The 22,439-nt window shown below is 70.3% G+C and carries 22 protein-coding genes and 2 tRNA genes; 5 read left to right on the forward strand and 19 right to left on the reverse strand.

The window, feature by feature from the left end; translation table 11 throughout:
• Positions 1 to 121: 121 nt before the first annotated feature.
• The 3 genes from FHX80_RS07385 to FHX80_RS35530 all read right to left on the reverse strand — a co-directional run bounded on the left by FHX80_RS07385 (position 122) and on the right by FHX80_RS35530 (position 1,110).
• Positions 122 to 194 (reverse strand) — tRNA-Ala (locus tag FHX80_RS07385).
• Positions 195 to 305: 111 nt separating this feature from the next.
• Positions 306 to 539, reverse strand: a complete 234-nt coding sequence (locus tag FHX80_RS07390) for a hypothetical protein (RefSeq protein ID WP_024494568.1) — start codon at positions 537 to 539, stop codon at positions 306 to 308.
• 223 nt (positions 540 to 762) lie between these two features.
• Positions 763 to 1,110, reverse strand: coding sequence for a hypothetical protein (locus tag FHX80_RS35530; protein WP_145763463.1), 348 nt, complete (start codon positions 1,108 to 1,110; stop codon positions 763 to 765).
• 265 nt (positions 1,111 to 1,375) lie between these two features.
• Between FHX80_RS35530 and FHX80_RS35535 the strand changes: the two genes are divergently transcribed.
• Entirely contained in the window at positions 1,376 to 1,507 is a 132-nt protein-coding gene (locus tag FHX80_RS35535; RefSeq protein ID WP_375886501.1) for a hypothetical protein, read from the forward strand.
• A gap of 20 nt (positions 1,508 to 1,527) precedes the next feature.
• On the opposite strand, the gene FHX80_RS07410 is transcribed toward FHX80_RS35535, so the two are convergent.
• From FHX80_RS07410 to FHX80_RS34630, 7 genes are all read right to left on the reverse strand, one after another.
• A tRNA-Ala gene (locus FHX80_RS07410) sits at positions 1,528 to 1,600 on the reverse strand.
• Positions 1,601 to 1,728: 128 nt separating this feature from the next.
• Positions 1,729 to 2,382 (reverse strand): histidine phosphatase family protein, encoded by a 654-nt coding sequence (locus FHX80_RS07415; protein WP_145763464.1) that lies wholly within the window; start codon positions 2,380 to 2,382, stop codon positions 1,729 to 1,731.
• Complete coding sequence (gene rsfS, locus FHX80_RS07420; protein ID WP_145763465.1) at positions 2,379 to 2,810, reverse strand: ribosome silencing factor; 432 nt, start codon at positions 2,808 to 2,810, stop codon at positions 2,379 to 2,381. The genes FHX80_RS07415 and rsfS overlap by 4 nt, the downstream gene beginning before the upstream one ends.
• A 248-nt stretch (positions 2,811 to 3,058) precedes the next feature.
• On the reverse strand, positions 3,059 to 4,834 hold the full coding sequence (locus FHX80_RS07425) for an LCP family protein (RefSeq protein ID WP_145763466.1): 1,776 nt from the start codon (positions 4,832 to 4,834) through the stop codon (positions 3,059 to 3,061).
• A 19-nt stretch (positions 4,835 to 4,853) separates the two neighbouring features.
• Complete coding sequence (gene nadD / locus FHX80_RS07430; protein ID WP_145763467.1) at positions 4,854 to 5,471, reverse strand: nicotinate-nucleotide adenylyltransferase; 618 nt, start codon at positions 5,469 to 5,471, stop codon at positions 4,854 to 4,856.
• A 38-nt stretch (positions 5,472 to 5,509) separates the two neighbouring features.
• Positions 5,510 to 5,674, reverse strand: coding sequence for a hypothetical protein (locus tag FHX80_RS34625; protein ID WP_167523379.1), 165 nt, complete (start codon positions 5,672 to 5,674; stop codon positions 5,510 to 5,512).
• An 84-nt stretch (positions 5,675 to 5,758) separates the two neighbouring features.
• On the reverse strand, positions 5,759 to 5,911 hold the full coding sequence (locus tag FHX80_RS34630) for a hypothetical protein (RefSeq protein WP_167523380.1): 153 nt from the start codon (positions 5,909 to 5,911) through the stop codon (positions 5,759 to 5,761).
• A gap of 110 nt (positions 5,912 to 6,021) precedes the next feature.
• On the opposite strand from FHX80_RS34630, the gene FHX80_RS07435 reads away from it, so the two are divergent.
• The gene (locus FHX80_RS07435; RefSeq protein WP_145763468.1) at positions 6,022 to 7,176 is read left to right on the forward strand and encodes a M48 family metallopeptidase; all 1,155 of its coding nucleotides are present in this window, start codon (positions 6,022 to 6,024) and stop codon (positions 7,174 to 7,176) included.
• On the opposite strand, the gene FHX80_RS07440 is transcribed toward FHX80_RS07435, so the two are convergent.
• The 5 genes from FHX80_RS07440 to proB all read right to left on the reverse strand — a co-directional run bounded on the left by FHX80_RS07440 (position 7,091) and on the right by proB (position 12,424).
• Entirely contained in the window at positions 7,091 to 8,227 is a 1,137-nt protein-coding gene (locus FHX80_RS07440; RefSeq protein ID WP_145763469.1) for an SCO2583 family membrane protein, read from the reverse strand. The two genes, FHX80_RS07435 and FHX80_RS07440, sit on opposite strands and share 86 nt — an antisense overlap.
• 393 nt (positions 8,228 to 8,620) lie before the next feature.
• Positions 8,621 to 9,217: an SCO2584 family spore wall biosynthesis protein gene (locus FHX80_RS07445; protein WP_145763470.1), complete on the reverse strand. Its 597-nt coding sequence runs from the start codon at positions 9,215 to 9,217 to the stop codon at positions 8,621 to 8,623.
• A 65-nt stretch (positions 9,218 to 9,282) separates the two neighbouring features.
• Entirely contained in the window at positions 9,283 to 10,566 is a 1,284-nt protein-coding gene (locus FHX80_RS07450; RefSeq protein WP_145763471.1) for a glutamate-5-semialdehyde dehydrogenase, read from the reverse strand.
• 82 nt (positions 10,567 to 10,648) lie between these two features.
• A complete protein-coding gene (locus FHX80_RS07455) occupies positions 10,649 to 11,152 on the reverse strand; it encodes a hypothetical protein (RefSeq protein WP_145763472.1) in 504 nt (167 codons plus the stop codon).
• Positions 11,153 to 11,296: 144 nt separating this feature from the next.
• Positions 11,297 to 12,424 carry a glutamate 5-kinase gene (gene proB, locus FHX80_RS07460; protein ID WP_145763473.1) on the reverse strand — a complete coding sequence of 376 codons (1,128 nt, stop codon included), beginning with the start codon at positions 12,422 to 12,424 and terminating at the stop codon, positions 11,297 to 11,299.
• A 204-nt stretch (positions 12,425 to 12,628) separates the two neighbouring features.
• Here proB and FHX80_RS07465 point away from each other — a divergent pair, with 204 nt between their 5' ends.
• On the forward strand, positions 12,629 to 13,261 hold the full coding sequence (locus tag FHX80_RS07465; protein ID WP_145763474.1) for a dTDP-4-dehydrorhamnose 3,5-epimerase family protein: 633 nt from the start codon (positions 12,629 to 12,631) through the stop codon (positions 13,259 to 13,261).
• Positions 13,262 to 13,363: 102 nt separating this feature from the next.
• Here FHX80_RS07465 and rfbD read toward each other — a convergent pair whose 3' ends face one another.
• Genes rfbD through FHX80_RS07480 form a run of 3 tightly spaced genes read right to left on the reverse strand, consistent with a single transcriptional unit; the run spans position 13,364 to position 16,298 of the window.
• Positions 13,364 to 14,248 (reverse strand): dTDP-4-dehydrorhamnose reductase, encoded by an 885-nt coding sequence (gene rfbD, locus FHX80_RS07470; protein WP_145763475.1) that lies wholly within the window; start codon positions 14,246 to 14,248, stop codon positions 13,364 to 13,366.
• A complete protein-coding gene (rfbB, locus tag FHX80_RS07475) occupies positions 14,245 to 15,231 on the reverse strand; it encodes a dTDP-glucose 4,6-dehydratase (protein WP_145763476.1) in 987 nt (328 codons plus the stop codon). Before rfbB ends, rfbD begins: the two co-directional genes overlap by 4 nt.
• Positions 15,228 to 16,298, reverse strand: coding sequence for a glucose-1-phosphate thymidylyltransferase (locus tag FHX80_RS07480; protein ID WP_145763477.1), 1,071 nt, complete (start codon positions 16,296 to 16,298; stop codon positions 15,228 to 15,230). The genes rfbB and FHX80_RS07480 overlap by 4 nt, the downstream gene beginning before the upstream one ends.
• 418 nt (positions 16,299 to 16,716) lie before the next feature.
• Between FHX80_RS07480 and FHX80_RS07485 the strand changes: the two genes are divergently transcribed.
• Positions 16,717 to 18,891 carry a hypothetical protein gene (locus FHX80_RS07485; RefSeq protein ID WP_425281677.1) on the forward strand — a complete coding sequence of 725 codons (2,175 nt, stop codon included), beginning with the start codon at positions 16,717 to 16,719 and terminating at the stop codon, positions 18,889 to 18,891.
• A gap of 82 nt (positions 18,892 to 18,973) precedes the next feature.
• Here FHX80_RS07485 and galE read toward each other — a convergent pair whose 3' ends face one another.
• Positions 18,974 to 19,945, reverse strand: a complete 972-nt coding sequence (gene galE, locus FHX80_RS07490; RefSeq protein ID WP_145763478.1) for a UDP-glucose 4-epimerase GalE — start codon at positions 19,943 to 19,945, stop codon at positions 18,974 to 18,976.
• 206 nt (positions 19,946 to 20,151) lie between these two features.
• On the opposite strand from galE, the gene FHX80_RS07495 reads away from it, so the two are divergent.
• Positions 20,152 to 22,383 (forward strand): bifunctional glycosyltransferase/CDP-glycerol:glycerophosphate glycerophosphotransferase, encoded by a 2,232-nt coding sequence (locus FHX80_RS07495; RefSeq protein WP_145763479.1) that lies wholly within the window; start codon positions 20,152 to 20,154, stop codon positions 22,381 to 22,383.
• The last annotated feature ends 56 nt before the right edge of the window (positions 22,384 to 22,439 follow it).

Here is a 22,439-nt window from a genome sequence, read left to right on the forward strand (position 1 = left end):
GTACGGCGGGGCCGATCGGGCCCTGCACGCCGACCGGTCTGCGGCAGCGGCCGCAGTTGACGTGACACAAACGAGCAGCGGGTCATCCGAATTCGGATGACCCGCTGCTCGATCTTCACTGTGGAGCTAAGGAGAATTGAACTCCTGACCTCCTGCATGCCATGCAGGCGCTCTACCAACTGAGCTATAGCCCCGTGTTGTGCTGCCCGGTCTCCCGTGGCGACATCGAGAACATTACCGGTCACCCCGGCCGTCCACCAAATCCTTTCCGCTCTGCCCGGTTCCTCCTCATCGGCGGGGCCCGGTCAGGCGGTGGCGAAGGAGTAGAAGCGCTTGAGCGTGCAGTGCTCCTCCAGCAGACGGCCGTAGATCGGCTCCCCCTCCAGCTCCCGGTAGGTCTCGATGGGGTCGCCCTTTATGACCAGCGCCCGCGCGCATTCCTCGCACCAGTACTGGTAGTCCGGGTTGACCGGATCCATGTCCCTGACGATGGGCGTACCGCTGCCGCACCAGTCGCACTTCCGCCTGTGTGCACCCATGGGTCAGCTCCGGCTGCGGCCGCGGGCCGTGCACAAGTGAAGGATTCCGCCGGATCCGCCGGACTGCCGGATCTCGCGGGGCGAACTGCCGACGCGCAGGCGGGCGTCGGGAACAGGGGGCAGGTCCGGGACCTCGTGGCGACTCGCAGGCATCGCGCACTCCCTCCCGTTCGGTCCGTCGCCCCCTCCGGCGGTCCGATTCTGCCATGACCCCGCAAGGGGGTCAGCCCTGCCGAGATCCGGTCGGCCGCCGACGCCGCACAAGACCCGCCGACACACCGACGACGGTGGCCGCCGACAGTGCGAGAGCACCTACCCACAACGCCTCTCCCGAACCCTGGGTCCCCGGCGAATCAAGGCGGTTGAGGCAGAACGTGCCGAACCCCGCGACGCCGATCAGCCGGCCGAGTTGGGTGACGGTGACGAGCACGCCGCTCGCATCGGCGGCGCCCTCCGGTCGTATGTTCGCTAGGGCACCCGTAGGAGTGGGACTGAAGCCCAGCGCCATGCGCGCGCCGACGACGGCGAAGACCATGTACAGCCCGCCGCCGCTGTCGCCGCCGTCGCGCATCAGGAGGCAGAACCAGCCCGATCGGCAGATTGACCAGGGAGACCGGCCGCCGGACCGTCCCGAACAGATCCGCGCTGACCAGCACCCCGCCCACCACCTGCCCTGCCGCGGCACCGGTGGCCGGCACCGCCGCGCAGGCGCCCAGCTTGCGCCACGGCTGGCCGAAGTGCGGGCTCGCTGCGGAGAGGTCCGCGACGAACGTCTCCCGGGCGGGCTCGCCCGTATGACGCCCATAGCCGCCCCGCAGGGTCGCCACCAGAGACGGATGACGTCGGTGTCCCTCTCCGTCAACGGGCTGCCGGAGTGCCGGATCGTCGCCTGCACCCCGGCCGACCGGGAGAGCGAACGGCAGATGACGATGCTGTGCGGCCGCCGACAAAAAGATCCCGCCCCCTGACGGGGACGGGATCTTGATTGTGGAGCTAAGGAGAATTGAACTCCTGACCTCCTGCATGCCATGCAGGCGCTCTACCAACTGAGCTATAGCCCCGCTGTTCGCTGTGTTTCCCTGCGTTTCCGCGCTGCGAACAAGAAGAACTTTAGCCTGTGACCAGCCGGAAAGTGAAATCCGGCCGATGCCGCGCGAACGCGCCGTCCGGGCACTGAGCGGTCGACCGTTCAGTCGTCGTCGCCGAGCACCGGCTCGGGCAGGGTGCCCGCGTTGTGCTCCAGCAGACGCCAGCCGCGAGCGCCCTCGCCCAGCACCGACCAACAGCAGTTGGTCAGCCCGCCGAGCCCTTCCCAGTGATGCGACTCCAGGCCCAGCAGCCGGCCGATGGTGGTCCGGATGGTGCCGCCGTGGCTGACGACGACGAGCGTGCCGTCGTCGGGCAGCTTGTCGGCGTGTTCGAGCACCACAGGCGCGGCCCGGTCGGCGACCTCGGTCTCCAGCTCACCGCCGCCGCGCCGCACCGGCTCACCGCGCTTCCAGGCCGCGTACTGCTCGCCGAACCGGCCCACGATCTCCTCGTGGGTGAGGCCCTGCCAAGCGCCCGCGTAGGTCTCACGCAGACCGGGGTCGTGCGCGATGCCGAGGCCGGTGACCGCGGCGAGCTCGGCGGCCGTGGCCGCGGCCCTGCGCAGATCGGAGGCGACGATCGCGTCCGGCTTCAGCGAGGCGAGCAGCCGGGCGGCCCGACGGGCCTGCCCGACGCCGACCTCGGTCAGCTCGATGTCCGTGGAACCCTGGAACCGGCGTTCCAGGTTCCACGCCGTCTGGCCGTGTCGCCAGAGGACGATCCTGCGGCCCCTGCCGCTTCCGCTGCCGTTCAGCTGTGGTCACCTTCCGTGCCGCCGGTGAGCTGTGCGTGCTCCTCGGCCTTGCCGCGGGTCTTCACGGCGTCCTCGGGCAGAGCGATCTCGGGGCAGTCCTTCCAGAGGCGCTCCAGCGCGTAGAAAACGCGCTCCTCGCTGTGCTGGACATGGATGACGATGTCGACGTAGTCGAGGAGGATCCAGCGTGCGTCGCGGTCGCCCTCACGGCGGACCGGCTTGACGCCGAGCTCCTTCTGGAGCTGCTCCTCGATCTCGTCGACGATCGACTTGACCTGGCGGTCGTTGGGGGCCGAAGCCAGCAGGAAGGCGTCCGTGATCGACAGCACATCGCTGACGTCGTACGCAATGATGTCGTGCGCGAGCCGGTCGGCGGCCGCCTGAGCGGCAGCGTTGATGAGCTCGATGGAGCGGTCCGTGGCGGTCACAAGCAGGCTTTCGTCGGCGGGCAGATCGACCTCTAGGGTCTCACGGACCGCCGACAGCCCACACAGCCATTGTTCGAAGATCGTTCAGGCGTCGCCCGAAGCCACCCCGCGACGGCCCCGGGACCGCTGCGACGCGGCCCCGGAACGGCTGCGGGGCGGCTCCGGAACCATCCCGAAACCACCCCGCAGCCGATCATGTCGGCCGTGTCGATCCAGCCGGCCCAGTCGATCGGGCCGGCCCAGTCGGCCTAGTCGATTTTGTAGTTCTGTCCGATGACGACGGACACAGCCGCGTTCCCGGCCGGCTCGCCCCGCTTCACCGCACTCGTCGGCAGATCGAGGGTCTTGGCGACCTGGGTCGCCTTCTCCTTGTCCGCGGCGTCCTTGTAGATGATCTCGGAGGAGGCCACAGGGTCGGACTTCCCGCCGTTGACGAAGGCATAGCCGCCGTTGACCAGCTTGATCCGGGCGGACTCGGTGCCGCCCTCGTTGCCGGTGGCGTTCTTGATGGCGACCCGCACCGCCGCGTCCGCCGCCGGGGCCTTGACCGTGCCGCCCAGGATGTCCTTGACGACGCTGTCCGTGGCCGCGTCCGTGAGGCTGCCGTCCCCCTGGACCGGCAGCAGCGCCGTCTTGTAGTCACCGACCTTGGCGTGCTTGGCGAGCTTGGCCAGGGAGGCGCCGAGGTCCTCCTCACGGAGCGACGGGTCAAGGATCTGGGCCAGCGTCTGCACGGTGATGGTGGCGGACTTCGGGTCGTCCGAGATCTTCCGCAGCACCCCGCGGATGACCTGCCCGAAGCGCATCAGCTGCTTCGCCTCGGCCTCGCCGGAGCCGCGGTAGGTGGCGTACGCGACGGCCATCGGACCGCTGAGCGTCTGCGCCTTGCCCTTCTTCACCAGGGGCGAGGCCCCCTTCTTGGCGTCGGGCACGTCGGTGTCGGTGTCGACATCGATGTTGCCGACGAGGTCGACGAGGTTCTCCAGATACGGGGTGTCCAGCCGCCAGGTACCGCTGATCTCGGTGCCGAGCAGTGTGTCGATGGACTCGCGGGTGCCGGTGGTGCCGTCGTCCTCGACCGACTTGCCGAGCGTGCTCGTGTTGCCGTCCTCGTCGGCGACGGCGAGGGAGTTGGGGAGCAGGACCGTGGCTCCCTGCTTGGTGGTGACGTTGTCGACGAGCAGCGCCGTGGACGTATCGCCGCCCTTGGTGTTGTGGAGATGGACCACGATGACGTCCCGCCGCTGCGGACCGGTCGACGCGGTGCCCTCCTCCTCCGAGGCGGAGAAACCGGGGAGCTTGCCCGCGGACCACAGGTAACCGACCCCGCCGACCACGACCAGGGCCACCACGACGATCAGCGCGACCATCCGGTTGTGGCCTCGGCGGCGTGCTTCCTCGCGGCGCTCACTGCGGCTCTCGGTGAACTTGAGCCAGTCGATGACGTCTTCGGAGTCCTCGTCGGGCTCCTCGATGAAGGAGAACTGCTCGGTGCCGTAGTCGCGGTCGCCACGACGCTGCCCCGGGACGACTGCCTCCGACTCGGCCTCCGGTGCCGGACCGGGGTCCCGCTGCGGCGGGACAGGCGTGGGAGCGGGCGCGGGTGGCTGGGTCTGTTGCGGGACGGTCCACTGCTGGGCGGTGTCCACCGCGGCGGGCTGCTGCCCGGTGTCGTAGCCGTAGCCGTCGTAGCCGTATCCCTGCTGCGCGGGCTGGGCCTGCTGAGGCTGGTGTTGCTGGGCGGCGTACGGGTCGTACTGCTGCGGAGGCGGGGCCTGCTGTTGTTGCTGCTGTTGCTGTTGCTGCTGTGCGTACGGGTCGTAGCCGTAACCCTGATCCGTCTGGGGTGCCTGCTGCCCGGGGTATTGCTGGGGCTGCTGTACCTGCTGCTGCTGCTGCTGCCCGTAAGGGTCGTACTGCTGCTGTCCGGGCTGCTGCTGATACACCGGCTGCCCGTACTCGTCGTAGCCGACGATCTGTGGCTGCTGGTAGTACGGGTCGTACGGATTCTGTCGGTCGTTCACCGGTGCCCCTCTCCGTGGCTCATTCGCCGCGGTAAAGCTGGCGCTTGTCGATGTAGCGGACCACACCGTCCGGCACCAGGTACCAGACCGGATCGCCCTCGGCGACCCTCCCTCGACAGTCTGTGGAGGAGATCGCCAGCGCGGGAACCTCCACGAGAGAGACGCCGCCCTCCGGCAGACCGACGTCCGTGAGCACATGCCCCGGCCGCGTCACACCGATGAAGTGGGACAGCGAGAAAAGCTCGTCGGCGTCCCGCCAGGTGAGGATCTGGGAAAGCGCGTCGGCGCCGGTGATGAAGAAGAGGTCCGCGTCCCCGTGGACCGCGCGCAGATCCCGCAGCGTGTCGATCGTGTAGGTGGGACCCTTGCGGTCGATATCGCTCCGGCTGACCGAGAACTGCGGGTTCGACGCAGTCGCGATGACCGTCATCAGATACCGGTCCTCGGCCGCGGACACGTGCTTGTGGCTCTTCTGCCACGGCTGCCCGGTCGGGACGAAGACCACCTCGTCGAGGTGGAACTGGGCGGCCACTTCACTGGCCGCCACCAGGTGTCCATGATGAATCGGGTCAAATGTCCCGCCCATCACGCCAATTCGGCGTTTTCCACGGCCGGTAGGCACTTCCTGCTCTCCCATGCGTGCAGAGCCTACTGGCACAGCTGTACGCCTCGGCCTCAGCGGTCGCGGTTGAAGCGCGTGGTGATCCACAGAAGGAGGAGAAGCGCGACAAACGCACCGCCACCGACGAGGAGCGGGTTGAGACTTTCGTGATTGCCGCCGTGCTCGGCGCCCTCGGCGGCGACGGTGACCAGCTGGTGTGCGGTGCTCGTGAGGCTCATCTTCGGCAGGACCTATCGATCGGGAGTCGGAGGGGAGACGTCGCGGACATCGTATGCGGGCGCCCTGGGCACGCTCACGCCGACTCAGTCGTTGTTGTCGTCGTTGCGGTATCCGCGCAGCAGGAACCACGCCAGCAGTGCTGCTCCGACGAGCGAGACGAGCAGCACGATACGGAGCGTGTTGCCCGGTCCCTGCTCTTCGGATGCGGCGGCGAACAGAGCAACGGTGTGCGGCATGTCGGGCGTCTCCTCAGTTATCCACAGCCCCCCGCACACCGTAGCTCCAGCACCTACGCTGGGATTTGTCAGGGGGCGAGCGACGTCTCGTACGAACAGGGGGCCCATTCATGACCGAAAGCAGCCACGAGAGTCACGAGAACGTGCCGAGCAGGCAGCGCAGGCGTTTCCCGGGAATCTCCTCCCGGGCCTACGAGCACCCGGCGGACCGCTCGGCCCTGGTCGCCCTGCGGAAGCTGAGCGGTTTCGACACCGTCTTCAAGGCGCTGAGCGGCCTGTTGCCCGAGCGCAGTCTGCGGCTGCTCTTCCTGTCGGACTCCGTCCGGGTGAGCGACGCCCAGTTCGCCCATCTCAACAGCATGCTGCGGGACGCCTGTTACATCCTGGACCTGGAGAAGGTCCCGCCGATGTATGTCACCCAGGACCCCCGGCCCAACGCCATGTGCATCGGTCTCGACGAGCCGATCATCGTGGTGACGACGGGCCTGGTGGAGCTGCTGGACGAGGAGGAGATGCGGGCGGTCGTCGGCCACGAGGTGGGGCACGCCCTCTCCGGTCACGCCGTGTACCGCACGATCCTGCTCTTCCTCACCGGTCTCGCCCTGAAGGTGGCCTGGATCCCGCTCGGCAACGTGGCGATCATGGCGATCGTGACGGCGCTGCGCGAGTGGTTCCGCAAGTCGGAGCTGTCCGCCGACCGGGCCGGTCTGCTGGTCGGCCAGGATCTGAAGGCCTCGATGCGCGGGCTCATGAAGATCGCCGGAGGCAACCACCTCCACGAGATGAACGTAGACGCCTTCCTCGCCCAGGCCGACGAGTACGAGAAGGGCGGCGACCTGCGCGATTCCGTGCTCAAGATCCTCAATATGCTGCCCCGTACGCACCCCTTCACCACGGTGCGCGCGGCAGAGCTGAAGAAGTGGTCCGAGACCCGCGACTACCAGCGGATCATGGACGGGCACTACCCGCGTCGTGACGACGACAAGGACACCTCGGTCACGGACTCCTTCAAGGAATCCGCCTCGCACTACGCCGATTCGGTACGCAGCAGCAAGGACCCACTGATGAAGCTGGTCGGCGACATCGCGGGCGGCGCCGGCGATCTGGGCGGCAAGCTCCGTGACAAGTTCACCGGCGGGGGCGGGGGCGGGGGCGGCGCCGGGGCCGGCAAGGGCGACGCTACGGACGGCTCGCGGGGGTCCCAGGAGTCGCGGAGCCCTGAGGACCCCGAGGGGCCGCAGGAGTCCGGGCCGGCGGGGAACTGATCTCCAGCGTCCCGCACAGCGCCGCGGTGGGCCGTCCCGTCTCGTACGGGTCGGTGCCCGCCGGGCCCCGGGAGACCGCTCGCCGACCGGCGAGCAGAGGCCGCAGCGCACCGCTGGTGTCGGCCGTGCAGGACTGCGGTCCGGCCTGGACGTAGCTGGTTCGCACCTCCAGTCGGCCCAGCCGCAGATCCTCCCGGTCGAGCCGGAAGCGCAACTCCCGCCGTACGGTGAACAGCGACGCGCCATCGGCCTGTTGGGGGCCCGAGACGGCCGGGCGGAGCGCGTAGGTGAAGGTGTGGTCCGACATCACCTCCAGTGCGTCGGCCCCCACCTCCGCGTACCGCAGGGTGCCCCGGACCCGGATGTCCGGGGCGGGGGCGACCACGGCCGGGTCGAATCGCACGAGCCAGCCGGTCGCGGCGTGCTGCCCGTCGTCGTACGGCTCGTTCATGCTCCGCTCGAACTGGACCATCTGGTCCGGGTCGAGCAGCGACTCCACCGGCCGCACCGTGTTGCCGCCAAGGACGTCCGGGTCCAGCGAGGAGGCCACCAGGTAGTTCTTGACCGTGGCCAGGGCGGCTACCACCTGGCTCTCCGAGAAGTTGTCCGTCCGCCTGGCCACCGGAGGACTGATGCCTGCGGCACCCGTCGGGTAGTGGGCGGCGGGGCTGCTCGCGAACAGGCCGTCCGGGGTGCCCGGAGGGACGACGCCGAGCGGCGCCAGGGGGACGAAGGTCATCCGCAACGGCTCGGCCCGTCTCGCGACGGGGGCCTGATAGGGGTGGCGAAAGCCCATGAAGACGGCCGTGCCGAAAGCCAGGGCGATCAGGACGACCAGGACGAGCGCCGCCCGGGAGCCGGTGCGGAAGGTCCGGCCCGGCAGGCTCCGTACGGCGTGGGCGTGCTCCCCCATGCGCTCCTGGGCGGAGAACTCCTGAAGCCGGGCAGCCCGGACGAAGGACTCGTCGAAGACGAGTGACCGGTACTCGTCCTCACCGCCGCTCGCGCTGTTATCCGCCGGGCCTTCGGGTGGATCTCCATGGTGTGCCATGACTTCTCCCGACTCCACGTCACCGACCGGAGGCCGGTGCGGTGCGCCCCCGCCCCGGCCGGACGGCCTGAGCAGCGCCTGCCCGTCATGCGGGGGCATGCGCGGGCAAGTGAGGAGCCCCCTCTTCGAGCGGGTGAGGGGTCATACCTTCAGAGTAGGTCGATTACGGCGAACGTAAACGCGGAGACGGGAGAACCGCCCCGGCGCGCGACCGGCGCGCGACGGTCGCAGGCAGACCCCGGGCAGACCCGGACAGCCCCGGACGGCCCCGGCGAGGGACAGCCCCGGCACGCCACGGGACGGAACGTCATGGGGCCGGGGCGGGGCCCCGCAGGGCGTGCACAGAGCCGGGGCGGGCCCCGCAGGGCGTGCGCAGAGCCGGAGCGGCCCTCGTCAGGGCGTGCGCGGGGCTGTGGAGGCCACCGGGCGGAGGTAGCTGCCCGAGGCGGACGGGGCGGCGGAGGGCGCCGGCGCGCTGTCCACTCCGCTCGTGGCCGGCGGCGGGACCTGGTCCTGCCGGTCGCCCGAGGTGTTGCGGTAGACGGCACTGAAAGCCAGCGCGACCATGCCCATGCCCATCACCAGGGCCAGGAGCCAGGCCACCGGCCGGTGCCAGCGGGCGGTTCCCCGATAGGGGCGCAGGGCGCCGCCGTGGCGCCCGTAGGGGCCGTCGTCGTGGTAGTCGTCGTCCGCGCCGAGCCGGTCGTCGTAGGCGCTTCCGCGGCCGTACGCACCGCCCGGCCCGTAGCCGTCCTCGTAGAGCTCGTCGTCCAGTGGTCCGCCGCCGGACCGGGCCCGGAAGGCCTCCGCCTCGGCACGCGCCTCGGCGGCCGCCAACAACCGCTCGACAGCGGTCGGTTCGTGGAAGGCGGCGGCCCGTACGAAGTCCTCGTCGAACACCACGGAGGCGAAGTCCTCGTCCGCGCCCCCGCGGTCGTCGTCGGGCTCCCAGCCGTTCGGGAACGGCCTGCCCCCCACGTCGTCCGGCACGGCTTCAGCCTAGCCCCGGAGGGTCGTTTTGGGCAGGGAGACCGCACATTCGGTGCATCCGGAGCTCACCTCACATGGCCGTCGCCGGTCACGATGTACTTCGTGGACGTCAGTTCCGGCAGCCCCATCGGACCCCTGGCATGCAGCTTCTGCGTGGAAATACCGATCTCGGCGCCGAAGCCGAACTGACCGCCGTCGGTGAAACGCGTCGAGGCGTTCACGGTCACCGTCGTCGAATCCACCAACTGGGTGAAACGGCGGGCCGCGGCCTGTGAAGTGGTCACGATCGCCTCGGTGTGGCCGGACGACCAGAGCCGGATGTGCGCCACGGCCGCGTCCAGCGACTCCACGACGGCGGCCGCGATGTCGTACGAGAGGTACTCGGTCTCCCAGTCCTCCGGCGTCGCCGCCACCACGGTGGCCTTGGAGCCCTCGGCGTACTCCATGACCCGTTCGTCGCCGTGCACGGTCACACCGGCCTCGGCCAGGGCGTCCAGGGCCAGCGGCAGGAACGCCCCGGCGACCTCCTTGTGGACCAGGAGCGTCTCGGCCGCGTTGCAGACGCTCGGGCGCTGCGCCTTGGAGTTGACCAGGATGGCGACGGCCATGTCGAGGTCGGTCTGCGCGTCCACGTACACATGGCAGTTGCCGGTACCGGTCTCGATCACCGGGACGGTGGACTCCTCGACGACCGTGCGGATCAGCGAGGCACCGCCGCGCGGGATGAGCACGTCGACCAGGCCGCGGGCCCGCATCAGCTCCCGGACGGAGTCACGGTTCTCGCCCGGCACCAGTTGCACCGCGTCGGCCGGCAGCCCGGAGCCGCCGACCGCGTCGCGCAGTACCCGGACCAGCGCCTCGTTGGACGCGTGGGCGGAGGACGAACCGCGCAGCAGCACCGCGTTGCCCGACTTCAGGCACAGCGCCGCCGCGTCCACCGTCACATTGGGCCGGGCCTCGTAGATGATCCCGACCACGCCGAGCGGCACCCGGACCTGGCGCAGATCGATGCCGTTGGGGAGCGTCGAGCCGCGCACCACCTCGCCGACCGGGTCGGGCAGCGCCGCCACGTCCCGCACATCGGCGGCGATGGCGCGGATCCGCTCGGGGTTGAGGGTGAGCCGGTCGACGACCGACTCACTGGTCCCGGCCTCGCGGGCGCGCGCCACGTCCTCGGCGTTGGCCGCGATGATGTCGCTCGTCCGCACTTCGAGCGCGTCCGCGATCGCCAGCAGCGCGTCGTCCTTCGCCGCGCGCGGAAGTGGCGCGATGTCGGCGGCTGCGGAGCGTGCCCGGTAGGCGGCCTGGGCGACCGGGGACATGTTGTCGTACGGCGAAAGCGTGGTCATGCCCGCAGAGTAGTGCGCACACTGCGGGCATACGTCACGTATCCCGTGATGCGAGACAGCCGCCGGCCGTCACCCGGCCCGGTCAGTACGGGTGCACACCGACCGGGGCCGCCGGGGGCGGCCCGTACCCCTCGGCGATGCGCTGGTGGTACGTCTCGCGGTCGATGACCTCCAGGCCGACGATCTCCCACGGCGGCAGACCGGCGCTGGAGCGGTGCTCCCCCCACAACCTCAGGGCGACCGCCGCCGCGTCGTGCAGGTCACGGGCCTCTTCCCAGTAGCGGATCTCCGCGTGGTCGTTGGCATACCGGCTGGTCAGCAGGAAGGGGTGGTCGTGTGCGAGCTGCTCGAGGCCACGTCTGACCTCCTTCAGCGGGATCTCCGCACCCGAGACGCAGAGCGTGATGTGCCACAGCTTCGACTGGACGCGCTCCTGGCTCACCACCGGCGTCTGCTCGGGCCCGGTGGTCCGCTCGTCCCTCCGGTCCGCGGCCCTCCTCCCGTCGAAATCGGCCCCTGCTCCGACGCTGGTCAGGGCTCGGCCGCCCGTTCCTCGGGGCGGCGCCCCCGGGCGCGCTCGTCTCACCGGCGGCCTCCTGTGAATATGTCGCTGTGCTGTGTACCCCGCAGTGTCCCTGCTACAAAGTGGACCAGCCCGCGGCCCGGCTTGGGGCGGTTTTCGTGAAGGTCTCCGCCCGAAGGCTGGACTTTCAGCCGTTTCAGGTGTTTGTCAGCTGTGAAGGATTACAAGATCGTCCCTGTGTACGACTTCGCGCTCGTAGGCGGGGCCCAGTTCGCGCGCCAGGTCGCGGGTGGAGCGGCCGAGGAGCTGCGGGATCTCCTTGGCGTCGAAGTTGACGAGCCCGCGGGCCACCGCCCGGCCGCGCGGATCGCGCAGTTCCACCGGGTCGCCCGCGGTGAACTCGCCCTCGACCGCGGCGATCCCGGCCGGCAGCAGCGAGCTGTGGCGCTCGACGACCGCCCGCACGGCACCGTCGTCCAGGGTCAGCGAGCCCTGCGGGGTGGAGGCGTGGGCGAGCCACAGCAGCCGGTCCGTGGTGCGTCGTCCGGTGCGGTGGAAGTAGGTACCGGTGTCGCGGCCCGCCAGCGCGTCCGCCGCGTGGCTCGCCGAGGTCAGCACGACCGGGACACCGGCGGCGGTGGCGATCCGGGCGGCCTCGACCTTGGTGACCATGCCCCCGGTCCCGACGCCCGCCTTGCCCGCGCTGCCGATGCTGACCCCGGCCAGATCGGCGGGGCCGGTGATCTCGGCGATGCGGGTGGTGCCGGGGATGCTCGGGTCGCCGTCGTAGAGGCCGTCCACGTCCGAGAGGAGGACCAGCAGATCGGCACGGACCAGATGGGCGACGAGCGCGGCGAGCCGGTCGTTGTCGCCGAACCGGATCTCGTCGGTGGCGACGGTGTCGTTCTCGTTGACGACCGGCAGCGCGCCCATGTCCAGGAGCTGGTCGAGGGTGCGGTAGGCGTTGCGGTAGTGGGCGCGGCGGCTGGTGTCGTTGCTGGTGAGCAGCACCTGGCCGACGCGTACGCCGTAGCGGGCGAAGGAGGCGGTGTAGCGGGCGACGAGCAGTCCCTGGCCGACGCTGGCGGCGGCCTGCTGCCTGGCCAGGTCCTTGGGCCTGCGGTGCAGTCCGAGCGGGGCCAGTCCGGCCGCGATGGCGCCGCTGGAGACCAGGACGACCTCCCGCTCGCCGCCGCTGCGGACCTTGGCGAGCACATCGACGAGCGCGTCGACGCGGTCCGCGTCGAGTCCGCCGGTGGCTGTGGTGAGGGAGGAGGAACCGACCTTGACGACGATCCTGCGGGCCTCCGTGACGCCCTGCCTTGCCCCTGACACGCGTATCCCCCGTGGTTCGGCCTCGATCCGGAATCCGCAATCTACGCGAGCGCCGGAATCGGCGCGTGTGCGTTCCGCCCCGTGGACCCCGGTTCATCCGGATCCGTGCCGCTCCGTGTCCGGAGCGCTCCGCGTCTCGTTGCAGCAGATGTCGGCAGCCCTGCCGACGGACTCCGGGAACTCCAGGAACAAGGACGTGATCGCATGCGCCAGCTCTCCATCCCAGGGGCCTGGGTGCACGAGCCCGAGGTCATCACGGACGGCCGCGGCAGCTTCCACGAGTGGTTCAGGGCCTCGGATCTCGATGCGGCGGCGGGGCACTCGCTGGGGCTCGCGCAGGCCAACTTCTCCCGTTCCGCCCGGGGCACGCTGCGCGGGATCCACTTCGCCGATGTGCCGCCGGGCCAGGCGAAGTACGTGAAGTGCGTGCGCGGCGCGGTGCTCGACGTGATCGTGGACATCCGGGCCGGTTCGCCCACGTACAAGCGGTGGGAGGGGGTCCGTCTCGACGACACCGGTCACCGGGCTGTCTATCTCGCCGAGGGGCTCGGCCACGCGTTCATGGCGCTGACGGACGACGCGTGCGTCCTGTATCTCTGCTCGGAGGGTTACGCGCCCGCGCGTGAGCACGGCATCGATCCGCTCGACGCGGAGCTGGGCATCGCCTGGCCGCGGGACATCGCGCCGCTGCTGTCGGGGAAGGACGCGGCGGCCCCTTCGCTGGCCGAGGCGCAGGAGCAGGGACTGCTTCCCTCGTACGCGCGGTGCGAGGCGTACTACGCGCGGCTGCGGGCGGGTGAGCCGGCGCCCGTCCGGGCCGGGGAACTGATCCCCTGAGCGGCGCCCGTCCGGGCCTGGGCTGAGATCAGGGGCACCGGTCAGGGGCGTTCCGCGGCTGACCGGCGCCCGTACGGCCGGGGCTCGGATCAGGGGAACCGGTCAGGGGCGTTCCGCGGCGAGCAGCGCCGGGAACGCCTCGCCCAGGGCTGTGCGCCAGTCCCGGATGGGTTCGATCCCGGCCGCGGCGAACCGGTCGTGCGCGAGCACGCTGAACGCCGGCCGGGGGGCGGGCCGTACCGAGGCCCCGCTGGTGGTCGGGCGGACCCGGGCCGGGTCGGCGCCGAGCAGCCGGAAGATCTCCCGGGAGAAGCCGAACCAGGTCGTCTCGCCGCCGCTGGTGCCGTGGTAGACCCCCGCCGGGGCGGTGCCGTCGAGCGCGGCCCGTCCGAGCCGGACCAGCCGGCCGGCCAGGTCGGCGGTCCAGGTGGGCTGGCCGCGCTGGTCGTCCACCACGTCGAGGGTGTCCTTGACGCCCTCCAGCCTGATCATCGTCCGGACGAAGTTGCCGCCGCCGGCCCCGTACAGCCAGGCGGTGCGCACCACGTAGCCGGTGTCGGGGAGGGTCTCCAGGACGGCGCGTTCGCCCGCGAGCTTGGTGCGTCCGTAGGCGCTGCGCGGGCCGGTGGGGGCGTCCTCGCCGTACGGCCGGACGCCGTCCCCGGCGAACACGTAGTCGGTGGAGACGTGGAGCAGGACGGTGCCGTGCTCGCGGCAGGCCTCGGCGAGGACCGCGGGGCCGGTGCCGTTGACCCGCAGCGCGGCGTCCTCCTGGCTCTCGGCGTCGTCGACGGCGGTCCAGGCGGCGCAGTTGACCACGACCGCGGGGCGGTGGGCGGCGAACGTCTCCCGGACGCGGGCCGGATCGGCGATGTCCAGGGCGGTGCGGTCCGCCGCGACGGCGGTGACGTCCTCGTGGGCGAGGGCGGCCAGCAGGTCCTGGCCCAGCATTCCGGCGGCCCCGGTGACCAGCCAGACGGGGCTCACAGTGCGGCCCTCTCCTTGAGCGGCTCCCACCAGGCGCTGTTCGCGCGGTACCACCGCACGGTCTCGGCGAGGCCGGTGCGGAAGTCCTTGCGGGGCTCGTAGCCGAGCTCCTCGCGGATCTTGGTGCAGTCCACGGAGTAGCGGCGGTCGTGGCCCTTGCGGTCCTCGACGTAGGTGACGTCGGTGTCCCAGTCGGCGCCGCAGGCCTCCAGCAGCAGACCGGTGAGTTCCTTGTTGGAGAGTTCGGTGCCGCCGCCGATGTTGTAGACCTCGCCCGCGCGTCCCCGGGTGCGGACGAGTTCGATGCCCTGGACGTGGTCGTCGATGTGCAGCCAGTCGCGGACATGGGCGCCGTCGCCGTACAGCGGGACCGGCCGGCCCTGGAGCAGGTGGGTGACGAACAGCGGGACGACCTTCTCGGGGAAGTGGTGGTGCCCGTAGTTGTTGGAGCAGCGGGTCACCCGTACGTCGAGTCCGTGGGTGCGGTGGTACGAGAGCGCGATCAGGTCGCTCGACGCCTTGGAGGCGGAGTACGGGGAGTTGGGTGCGAGGGGTTCGCTCTCGGTCCAGGAGCCTTCGTCGACCGATCCGTAGACCTCGTCGGTGGAGATGTGCACGAAGGTCTCCACGCCCGCCAGGTGCGCGGCGTGGACGAGGGTGTGGGTTCCCACGACGTTGGTGCGGACGAAGGTGGCGCCGCCGTCGATGGAGCGGTCCACGTGCGATTCGGCGGCGAAGTGCACCACCTGGTCGTGCCCGGCCATGAGACCGCCGACCAGTTCCGCGTCACAGATGTCGCCCTGGACGAACGAGAAACCCGGGTGGTCGCGGACCTCGTCGAGGTTGGCCGGGTTGCCCGCGTAGGTGAGCTTGTCGAGCACGGTGACGGCCACGTCACCGGGTCCGTCCGGGCCCAGCAGCGTACGGACGTAGTGCGAGCCGATGAAGCCGGCACCGCCGGTCACCAGGATGTGGGTCGTCATGAGGAGATCTGCACCTTGCTGTGGTCGCCGAGGACGAGGCGGTGGGCGGAGGGGCTCCTGGGCGCGGGGGTCACCTCGACCTCGTGGCCGATGAGGGAGGCCTCGACGCGGCGGACGCCGTCGATCGAGGCGCCCCGCAGGACGATGGAGTACTCGATCTCGCTGTCCTCGATCCGGCACTCCTGGGCGACCGAGGTGAACGGCCCGACGTAGGCGTCGCTGATCACGGAGCGGGCGCCGATGATGGCGGGGCCGACGATCCGGCTGCGGGTGACCCGGGCGCCCTGTTCGATCCGTACCCGGCCGATGATCTCGCTCTCGTCGTCGACGTGGGCGCCGTCGGTGCACGGTTCGATGGTCTCCAGGACGGTCCGGTTGACCTCCAGCATGTCGGTGACGTTGCCGGTGTCCTTCCAGTACCCGCGGATCATGGTGGAGCGGACGTCGCGCTCCTGGTCGATCAGCCACTGGATGGCGTGGGTGATCTCCAGCTCGCCGCGCCAGGACGGGCGGATGGAGCGGACCGCCTCGTGGATGACCCGGGTGAAGAGGTAGACACCGACGAGTGCCAGGTCGCTCTTGGGTTCCCTGGGCTTCTCCTCCAGGGCCACCACCCTGCCCTCGCCGTCGAGCTCCGCGACGCCGAACGAGGTCGGGTCGGGCACCTGGGTCAGCAGGATCTGGGCGTCGGGCCGGTCCGCCCGGAACCCCTCGACCAGGCCGGCGATCCCGCCGATGATGAAGTTGTCCCCGAGGTACATGACGAAATCCTCGTCGCCCAGGAAGCGCTGGGCGATCAGGACCGCGTGCGCGAGGCCGAGCGGCTCGGACTGCGGGATGTAGGTGACGTCGATGCCGAACCGGGAACCGTCGCCGACCGCCGCGCGGATCTCCTCCTCGGTGTCGCCCACGATGATGCCGACCTCGGTGATGCCCGCTTCCGCGATGGCCTCCAGGCCGTAGAACAGCACCGGTTTGTTCGCCACCGGGACCAGTTGTTTGGCCGAGGTGTGGGTGATCGGACGGAGCCGGGTGCCCGCCCCACCGGAAAGTACGAGAGCCTTCACTTTTGTATCTGCCCCCACGATGAGATGGCGGTCCTGTCGCGGCTGCGACCTGTCGGGCGACCATACTTAGATTCACCGTCCCATCTGTGGCGAAACAGCCCTCACGCCCCTTTACCGACACATCCGGACGAAAAGCGGCAGTGGCCCGTAACCACCTGTCGCTTTTCGCGCCCGCCCGACCCACCGGCGCGGAAACACGCTTTCGTCACGCCGAACTGGTTTACGGGCGCAGCCACCCCGGATGTGGAGCGACACCCCCGTGACCAGTGCGGCACATTTCGTATTTTTGTGGGCACATCGCGCGAATTCGCCAACCGGGAACTCGGTTGCTTCCATTCGCTAAACTCTCACAAACCTTTCACCTTCATCTCATGATCGGACTGGCTGCCGTTCATATGGTGGGGCCTCTGTACCCCCCATGCCCACCGGGCGGCCTGTCAGCTACCGGTCGCCCGGCCGGCCGTGCCGCCACGTCGGCCCCACCGCGCACGTGAGCGCTCGCGCTCTTTGGAGTCCCCCAGTGCAACTGCTCTCCCCGGTCCTGCGGTACGCCGCGAAGGTCCTCCCGATCGCCGTACTGACCGCGTCCTTCGCCGCTCAGGCCGCCGCAGCCGTTGTCCCGCACCTCGCACTGCTCATCGCGGCGACGGCCGCCAACCTCCTGGCCGAGGCCTCCCTGCACCGCTGGTGGCCCGGCCAGGTCTCCCTGCTCGCCAAGGTCCGGGCCGATGTCATGGTCCGGAGGCTGACCTGTGACTTCCTGCTGATCGTGGGGCTGCTCCGGCTGGGCGGGTACCACCGGGAAACGGAATATCTCCCCCTGGTCCTCGGCCTGCTCTTCTTCTACGCGCTCCACTTGGCCGGCCACGCGGCGGCGATCCGGGTGCGCGCCCTGCGGACCATGCCGCTGCTCACCCGCAACATCGACGCCTCCGCGCTGCGGATCGCCCCGGCGCCGCCCTCACTGCTGACGCGCCGCCACGGGCCGCGCCTGCTGCTGTTCGGGCTGCCCGCGACCGCGGGCCTGCTGGTGACGGCGGCGAGCGACGAGCCGGAGTTCGCCTCGGCGGGCATCGCGGTGTCGGCCGCTCTCGCCGCCGTCTCGCTCGGCAGGCTGGTGTGGTGTCTGGTGCGCCGCCGCCCGTCGTCGCCCGAGGAGGTGCTGGACTGGTTCGACGGCTGGCTCGCCGACTACCGGCCGACCGTCGGCATGTACTTCTCCGGCGGCGCCTCGTCCGCGTACCAGGCCAACATGTGGCTCGACGCGCTGGCCGGGCTCGACGGCCGCCCGCTGATCGTGCTGCGCGAGCGCTTCATGATGCAGCGGATCGGTGCGACGGACATCCCCATCGTGTGCATCCCGAAGGTCTCCCAGTTGCTCCGCCTGGAGCAGTCGACCCTGAAGCTGCTGATCCACCCCGCGAACTCCGGCAAGACCTCGCAGATCCTGCGGATACCGTCGATCAAACACGCCTTCGTCAACCACGGCGAGAGCGACAAGCTCTCCAGCTGCAATCCGTACGCGAAGGCCTACGACGAGGTGTGGGTCGCCGGACCGGCCGCGCGCGAACGCTACGCGCTGGCCGACGTCGGCATCGAGGACCGCGACGTGGTGGAGATCGGCCGCCCCCAGCTCGCCCCGATCACCCCGTACACGGGCCCGCCCACCGGTGCGTACACGACCGTGCTCTACGCCCCCACCTGGGAGGGCTGGGACGGCAATCCGGGGAACACCTCGGTCATCCTGGCCGGCGAGAACATCGTCCGGGCACTGCTCGCCGACCCCGGCGTCCGGCTGCTCTACAAGCCGCACCCGATGACGGGCTCGGTCGATCCCCTGGCCGGCGCCGCCAACGACCGTATCCAGGCCCTGATCCAGGAGGCCAACCGCGGCCGCACCGGCCCGCGCCCCGGTCCGCAGGCCGCTGCCGAACTGGCCCGGCGGACCTCGGAGCTGCACAGGCTGACCGACGCCTCGTTCCGGGACGACGCGGACGACGCGGAGCGCATGCTGGTACAGAGCACGCCGGAACCCGGCCGGGCCGAGGCCGTCACCGCGGCGACCGCGGCCTGGGAGGCGGCCCACTGGGCGTCGCTCCCCGCGGCGGAACACCAGATCATCACCACCCCGCAGCCCGCGCTGTACGCCTGCTTCAACGAGGCGGACCTGTTGATCAGCGATGTGTCGAGCGTGGTCACGGACTATCTGGCGGCCGAGAAGCCGTACGCCGTGGCGAACACCAGCGACATGCCCGAGGACCTCTTCCGCGACGCGTTCCCGACGGTCGGCGCGGCGACGATCCTGACCCCGGACGCGGCGGGTGTCGCCGCGCTTCTCGACGCGGTGCGCCACCCCGGCAACGACGGGCTGGGCGCGGCCCGCGCCGCTCTGAAGCTCCAGCTCCTCGGCCCCTCGGACCCGCCGTCCCAGGCACGCTTCGCCGAGGCGGCGATCGGGCTGTGCGAGGTGGCTGACGAACACCGCGCACGGATGTCGAACCGGCTGCTCGCGGCTATCCCGACACAGCGGGGAGCGCTGGAGGAGGCGGAGGCGGCCGACGAGGAACAGCTGGAGCCGACACCCGAGGGATAGGCCCCGGCCGACGCACGGCAGAGGCCCGGCGCCGCCCCCGAAAAGGGTGGTGCCGGGCCTCTGCCGTGCGTCCGCGCGCTCGCTACGGGTGACGGTGGCGCCAGCCCTGCCAGGCGGAGTCGATCATCTCGTCCACGCCGTACCGGGCCGACCAGCCCAGTTCCGCGCGGATCCGGTCGGCGCCGGCGACCACGCGTGCCGGGTCACCGGCCCGGCGGGCGGTCACCTCGGGGGCCATGTGCCCGTTGTCCGTCACCTTGAGGATCCGGTCCACCATCTCCCGTACGGAACTGCCCTCACCGCGGCCGATGTTGAGGGTGAGATCCGTACCCCGCTCGGCCGCGTCGAGCCGGATCGCGGCGGCGAGGTGGGCGGAGGCGATGTCCTTGACGTGGATGTAGTCGCGGACGCAGGTGCCGTCCGGCGTCGCGTAGTCGTCACCGAAGATCCGCGGGCCCTCGCCGGCCTCGAGGCGCTCGAAGACCATCGGGATGAGGTTGAACACCCCGGCGTCGGCGAGTTCGGGCGACGCCGCACCGGCGACGTTGAAGTAGCGGAGCGAGGCGCAGCGCAGTCCGTGGGCGCGGGCGGCGGCGTGGATCAGCCACTCGCCGACGAGCTTGGTCTCGCCGTACGGGCTCATCGGCGCGCAGGGGGTCTCCTCGGTGACGAGGTCGACATCGGGCATGCCGTAGACGGCGGCGGAGGAGGAGAACACCAGCCGGTCGACACCCGCGTCGACCATGCTCTCGAGCAGCACCTCCAGACCCGTCACGTTCTCCCGGTAGTAGTGGAGGGGACGCTCGACGGACTCGCCGACCTGCTTCTTGCCCGCGATGTGCACCACGCCGGTCACGCCGTGTTCACGGATCGCCGCGTCCAGTGCCTGACGGTCGAGAACACTGCCGGTCACCAGGGGCACCCCGGAGGGCACGCTCTCGGCGTTCCCGGTCGACAGGTCGTCGTACACGACGACCTGCTGACCGCCCGCGAGCATCGCGCGCACGACATGCGCACCGATGTATCCCGCCCCACCCGTAACCATCCAGGTCATGTCGTGCGTCTCCCTGTCCGAGGTCATACCCGTCCGCTTCACCCTACGTGCAGACCACGTCGGACCGGCGGACCGGACCTCGCCGTTCAAAGGCGGCTGACAGCAATCAATTACGCTGTCCGGGTGCCGGATGCCGTCTCACTGTCCAACGGTGTGCACCGCACTCCTCGCACAGACCCTCGGACAGCTCTCTGGACTGGTGGACGATGCCTCGACTGACACTCATCGTGCCTGCGTACAACGTGCAGGGGTACATCGGGGAGTGTCTCGACTCCGTGCTCCAGCAGGACTTCACCGACTTCGAGATCATCGGCATCGACGACTGCTCACCGGACGGCTCCGGCGCGATCCTCGACACGTACGCGGAACGCGACGCCCGCATCCGTGTGCTCCACCTCACCGAGAACGTGGGTCTGGGACGCGCGCGCAACGCGGGAATCGACGAGGCGACCGGTGACTATCTGCTCTTCCTCGACAGCGACGACACCCTGGCCCCGGGCTCGCTGGCGGCCATCGCGGCGCGCCTCGACGCGACGGACGACCCCGACGTCCTGATCTACGACTACACCCGCACCTACTGGGACGGACGGCTGCTGCGCAACAAGCGCGCGGAGCTGCTGGACGAGAGCGGTCCCGCCGTCTTCTCCCTGGCGGACCGGCCGCAGTTGCTGGACCTGCTGCAGATCGTGTGGAACAAGGCGTACCACCGCGACTTCGTCGCCCGGCACGGATTCCGCTTCCCGCCCGGGTATTACGAGGACGCGCCGTGGACGTACTCCTCGCTGATCTCGGCGCGGAGCATCGCCGTCCTCGACCGCTCCTGTGTGCTGTACCGGCAGCGGCGTGAGGGCGGGAACATCCTCCGCACGGTCAGCCGCAAGCATTTCGATGTCTTCGATCAGTACGACCGGGTTTTCGCCTATCTGGACTCGCGGCCGGATCTCGATGTCTGGCGTCCGGCGCTCTTCAGGAAAATGGTCGACCACTTCCTGACCGTCCTGGAGAAGCCCGGCCGGCTTCCGAAGAACACACGGGCCGAGTTCTTCCACCGCGCGGCCAAGGAGTACCGGAGCCGCCTTCCGGAGGGCTTCGAGCGGCCGCTGGGCGGCCGGGGCTACAAGTACGCGCTGCTGGGCCTCGACTCCTACCCGGCGCTGGTCGGCGTCACCCGGGTCAACAACGTGCGCAACCGGGCCCAGCTGGGCGGCCGGGCCCGTGCCGGCCGGGCCAAGCGCGCCGCTCTGGGAATGTTCTACAAGTCCCAGCTGCACATGCCGCTGGACGAGAACCTCGCGGTGTTCTCCGCGTACTGGGGCCGCGGCTACTCCTGCAACCCCGCGGCCATCGAGGCGGAGCTGGGCCGGCTGGCCCCGGACGTGCGCCGGGTCTGGGCGGTCAGGTCCGAGCACCGCGACCGGGTCCCCAAGGGCGTCGACACCGTGGTCGTCGGGTCCCGCGAGTACTGGTCGGTGATGGCCCGCGCGAAGTACCTGACGAACAACGTGAACTTCGGCGACACCGTGATCAAGCGCGAGGGCCAGATCCATCTGCAGACCCATCACGGCACCCCGCTGAAGACGATGGGGCTGGACCAGGCCCAGTTCCCCGCGTCCACCAGCATGGACATGGAGAAGCTGCTCAGCCGGTGCGACCGCTGGGACTACAGCCTGTCCGCCAACCGGTTCTCCACCACCGTGTGGGAGCGGGTCTACCCCTGTCGGTACACCTCGCTGGAGACCGGCTACCCGCGCAACGACGTACTGCTCAACTCCACCGCGGCGGACGTCTCACGGGCCCGGCACGAACTCGGCCTGGCGGACGGCTCGACGGCCTTCCTCTACGCGCCGACCCACCGCGAGTACCAGAAGTCCTTCACCCCGCGGCTCGACCTGCCGAGGCTGGCGGAGGAGCTGGGTCCGGACGTCACCCTGCTGGTGCGCGGTCACTACTTCTACAAGCCGACCGGGCGCCTCGCCGACCTCCAGGCCAGCGGCCGGATCATCGACGTCTCCGCGCACGGGAACGTCGAGCAGCTCTACCTCGCGGCGGACGCCCTCGTCACGGACTACTCATCGGCGATGTTCGACTACGCCAACCTGGACCGGCCGATCGTGATCTACGCCGACGACTGGGACACGTACCGGGTCGTGCGCGGCACCTACTTCGACCTGATGGCCGAGCCGCCGGGAGCCGTGGCGACCAGCCAGGAGGAGCTCACCTCGGTCCTCGGTTCGCAGGACTGGCGGAGCCAGCGGTCGGCCGGGCTGCGCAAGGCGTTCCGGGAGCGCTACTGCGACTTCGACGACGGCCGCGCCGCGGAGCGCGTCGTGCGCCGGGTGTTCCTGGGCGAGCAGACGCTGCTTCCGGTCGTCCCGCTCGCCGAGCGCACCCCGGCCCCCTCCCCCGCCGAGGCGCTCTCAGCGGCCGGCCGCTCCTGACCGATCCGGGGCATCCGGCGAACCGGGCGCCCCGGAAAACACGCCGGTCCCGGCTC

It is taken from the genome of Streptomyces brevispora (assembly GCF_007829885.1).
Classification (GTDB): Bacteria; Actinomycetota; Actinomycetes; order Streptomycetales; family Streptomycetaceae; genus Streptomyces; species Streptomyces brevispora.

Bases quoted from the DNA above. Each gene is read 5' to 3' on its own strand.
- FHX80_RS35530 (WP_145763463.1), bottom strand. From the start codon at position 1,110: ATGCGCGACGGCGGCGACAGCGGCGGCGGGCTGTACATGGTCTTCGCC.
- galE (WP_145763478.1), bottom strand. From the start codon at position 19,945: ATGACCTGGATGGTTACGGGTGGGGCGGGATACATCGGTGCGCATGTC.
- FHX80_RS34625 (WP_167523379.1), bottom strand. From the start codon at position 5,674: ATGAGCCTCACGAGCACCGCACACCAGCTGGTCACCGTCGCCGCCGAG.
- FHX80_RS07495 (WP_145763479.1), top strand. From the start codon at position 20,152: ATGCCTCGACTGACACTCATCGTGCCTGCGTACAACGTGCAGGGGTAC.
- FHX80_RS35535 (WP_375886501.1), top strand. From the start codon at position 1,376: ATGACGTCGGTGTCCCTCTCCGTCAACGGGCTGCCGGAGTGCCGGATC.
- FHX80_RS07435 (WP_145763468.1), top strand. From the start codon at position 6,022: ATGACCGAAAGCAGCCACGAGAGTCACGAGAACGTGCCGAGCAGGCAG.
- FHX80_RS07390 (WP_024494568.1), bottom strand. From the start codon at position 539: ATGGGTGCACACAGGCGGAAGTGCGACTGGTGCGGCAGCGGTACGCCC.
- nadD (WP_145763467.1), bottom strand. From the start codon at position 5,471: ATGGGAGAGCAGGAAGTGCCTACCGGCCGTGGAAAACGCCGAATTGGC.
- FHX80_RS34630 (WP_167523380.1), bottom strand. From the start codon at position 5,911: ATGCCGCACACCGTTGCTCTGTTCGCCGCCGCATCCGAAGAGCAGGGA.
- FHX80_RS07450 (WP_145763471.1), bottom strand. From the start codon at position 10,566: ATGACCACGCTTTCGCCGTACGACAACATGTCCCCGGTCGCCCAGGCC.
- rfbB (WP_145763476.1), bottom strand. From the start codon at position 15,231: ATGACGACCCACATCCTGGTGACCGGCGGTGCCGGCTTCATCGGCTCG.
- FHX80_RS07440 (WP_145763469.1), bottom strand. From the start codon at position 8,227: ATGGCACACCATGGAGATCCACCCGAAGGCCCGGCGGATAACAGCGCG.
- FHX80_RS07465 (WP_145763474.1), top strand. From the start codon at position 12,629: ATGCGCCAGCTCTCCATCCCAGGGGCCTGGGTGCACGAGCCCGAGGTC.
- FHX80_RS07485 (WP_425281677.1), top strand. From the start codon at position 16,717: ATGCCCACCGGGCGGCCTGTCAGCTACCGGTCGCCCGGCCGGCCGTGC.